General features: G+C 46.8%; 4 protein-coding genes. All 4 read right to left on the bottom strand.

The window, feature by feature from the left end; translation table 11 throughout:
• Nucleotides 1-103: 103 nt before the first annotated feature.
• A complete protein-coding gene (mnmA, locus tag IJN28_07520; protein ID MBQ6713616.1) occupies nt 104-1,195 on the bottom strand; it encodes a tRNA 2-thiouridine(34) synthase MnmA in 1,092 nt (363 codons plus the stop codon).
• 3 nt (nt 1,196-1,198) lie between these two features.
• Entirely contained in the window at nt 1,199-1,576 is a 378-nt protein-coding gene (gene nifU / locus IJN28_07515) for a Fe-S cluster assembly scaffold protein NifU (protein MBQ6713615.1), read from the bottom strand.
• Between the two features lie 3 nt (nt 1,577-1,579).
• A complete protein-coding gene (gene nifS, locus IJN28_07510) occupies nt 1,580-2,752 on the bottom strand; it encodes a cysteine desulfurase NifS (protein MBQ6713614.1) in 1,173 nt (390 codons plus the stop codon).
• Between the two features lie 147 nt (nt 2,753-2,899).
• Nucleotides 2,900-3,013 (bottom strand): hypothetical protein (locus IJN28_07505; GenBank protein MBQ6713613.1); only part of this gene is annotated, 114 nt, incomplete at its 5' end.

The raw sequence follows: 3,013 nt of genomic DNA, 5'->3' as shown, positions 1-3,013 counted from the left end.
TTTTTACGTTAATTGAAAACAATTATCTTTCTAAACTAGTTAAAAAAAATAATCACCCTATTTGTCGTCTTGGCAAATAGGGTAACATTCTCTTATGCTATGTTTATTTTTCTTCGCGGATCGGTTCGCGGATAATACCGCCGCCAAGAACAGTATCACCATCGTAGAATACGACCGACTGTCCCGGTGTCATCGCACGTTGCGGTTCGTCGAACGATACGAGCGCACGACCATTCTTCATCGGTGTGATACGAGCCCGAGCAGGCGGTGCGGCATAGCGTATCTTCGCTTCTGCCACAAACGGCTCCGTCGGAGATTCTTTTGCCACGAACGACACATCTTCTGCGATCAAGTCATGGATAAATAAGTCCTTATTCTCACCAACGAACAATGTATTCGTCTTTTGATCCATGCCGACAACATAGAGCGGATGCGGTGCTACCAGACCGAGCCCTTTGCGCTGACCGATCGTATAGCGAGCCAATCCGTTATGCTTACCAAGTACATTGCCTTTCATATCAATGATCTTCCCTGCGCGGAACATCTTCGGACAATGACGTTCCAAGAAGCCCTTGTAATCATTGTCGGGAATAAAACAGATATCCTGACTTTCCTTTTTATGCGCAACAGGAAGCGCCATCTCTTCTGCCAAGCGACGCGTTTCATTCTTTTCCATACCACCGAGCGGAAACAAGAACTGTCTGAGCACATCCTGTTTCATATGATATAGTACATATGACTGATCTTTTTTCGGATCGAGACCTTTTTTGAGAAAATATTCATCACGTGCTTCATCGTACGTGATCTGCGCATAATGTCCTGTTGCAAGATAATCCGCACCGAGCTCGCGTGCTTTGGCAAGAAGTGCGCCGAACTTCAACTCCTGATTGCAAACGATACAAGGATTCGGTGTTCTCGCACGCTGATATTCACGAATAAAATACGAAACGATCTTCTCTGCAAACAGATCGTAATAGTCTACGACATGAAGCTCAATGCCGAGTGCATCGGCAACGGCTTTCGCATCATCGACAGCTCGCTTGGACGAGTCTTCTTCTGTTTTCGGTAACGTCGGGTCATTCCAAAGGCGCATCGTCACGCCGATTACTTCGTAGCCTTGACGCAGCAAAAGAGCGGCAGTTAAAGAACTGTCCACTCCTCCGCTCATCGCAACTACAACGCGTTGCTTTTTCATCGTTTATGCCTGCACTTTCTCTTTTTTCATATAATCTTGAATTGCTGCATGCATCGCATCTGCCGCCAAGTTCGAACAGTGCATCTTCGCCGGCGGAAGTCCGTCAAGCGCTTCTGCTACTGTGTTGTTCGTTACTTCTAATGCTTCTTCGAGCGTTTTGCCCATAACAAGCTCTGTCACCATGCTGCTCGTCGCGATCGCCGCACCACAGCCGAACGTTTTGAACTTGACATCTTTGATACGACCATCTTCGATATCAAGATAGATTCTCATAATATCACCGCATTTTGCGTTGCCGACTTCACCGACACCGCTTGCGTCTTTTATTTCTCCTACATTGCGTGGATTCGTGAAATGATCCATTACTTTATCTGTATACATACGTTATGCCTCCTTATTACCGTTGTAGAGTGGCGACATGCTTCTCAGTCTTGCCACGATCTCGGGCAACACTTCCAAACAGTAGTCCACATCTTCGTCTGTATTATCGCGCCCCAAGCTAAGTCGGAGCGAACCGTGTGCGATCTCATGCGAGATTCCCATCGCCAAGAGAACGTGCGACGGATCAAGTGAACCTGACGTACAAGCCGAACCACTCGACCCTGCAATACCTCTCAAGTCAAGGTTGAGAAGGAGTGCCTCTCCTTCGATATAACGGAAACTGAAGTTTACATTGCCCGGCATACGCTCTGTCGGATGTCCGTTGAGCTTTGCTTCGTCAATCCGCTCCGGGATACCTGCCAAAAGTCTGTCGCGAAGTCTTTGTACGTGCGCGATCTTACCCTCTAGCTCTCTTTTGGCGATCTCAGCCGCCTTACCAAGACCGATGATACCCGGAATGTTTTCTGTACCCGGACGAAGCGTACGCTCTTGCGCACCACCAAACGAGATCGGTCTGATCTTCACGCCTTTTCTGATATAGAGCGCTCCAACTCCTTTCGGCCCATGGAATTTATGCGCCGACATCGTCAAGAGGTCGATCCCATATTCGTTCACATCGATCGGATAGTTGCCGACCGCCTGCACCGCATCCGTATGGAAATAGATGCCGCGTTCTTTGGCGATCTTGCCGATCTCCTTGATCGGTTGAAGTGTACCGACTTCATTATTGGCGAACATCACACTAATTAAGATCGTATCGTCGCAAATCGCGTCTTCGATATCCTTCGGATTCACGCGCGCATATTCATCGACAGGTACATACGTTACGCGGAAACCTTCTTTCTCAAGCGCTTCGCACGCGTGCAGTACAGCATGGTGCTCGATCTGCGTCGTGATGATGTGATTGCCGCGTTTTTTATTCGCTTTGGCTACACCACGGATCGCGATGTTGTCCGCCTCGGTACCACCACTTGTGAAGAGGATCTCAAGCGGATTCGCGCCAATCAGGTCAGCTACCTGTGCACGCGCCTTGATAAGCGCCTTTTTCGTTTCACGACCGAAGCTGTGTACACTCGACGGATTACCGTAATGGGTCGTCATATATTCTACCATCAGAGAAGCAACTTCCGGAGCTGTCGGTGTCGTTGCCGAATGATCAAAATAAACCTTTCTCATAATCATTTCCCCTTATCATTATAGTCTTACTGCTAATGTGGTTGAAACATACAGTGTTTATGCATTTCCTATTAAGTATATGTGTTTTATCTATTATTAAAATAACAGATTCTCACCACATTGTCAATAGCTATCAACGGAAAATAATTATTTTTTACGTTTATTTTTCATTTCATTGATATTCTGCTCATATCCGTTATTCGTTGGACGGTAATAAGTTGCTTTTGTAAGTTTATCGGGAAGATATTGTTGCTGTACATA

The sequence above is a fragment of the Selenomonadales bacterium genome (genome assembly GCA_017442105.1).
GTDB lineage: Bacteria > Bacillota > Negativicutes > RGIG982 > RGIG982 > RGIG982.
Note: the sequence above shows the minus strand (reverse complement) of the source record. Positions and strands in the feature narration are given on the sequence as shown.

Coding starts and splice junctions, on each gene's coding strand:
- mnmA (MBQ6713616.1), bottom strand. CDS start 1,195: ATGAAAAAGCAACGCGTTGTAGTTGCGATGAGCGGAGGAGTGGACAGT.
- nifU (MBQ6713615.1), bottom strand. CDS start 1,576: ATGTATACAGATAAAGTAATGGATCATTTCACGAATCCACGCAATGTA.
- nifS (MBQ6713614.1), bottom strand. CDS start 2,752: ATGAGAAAGGTTTATTTTGATCATTCGGCAACGACACCGACAGCTCCG.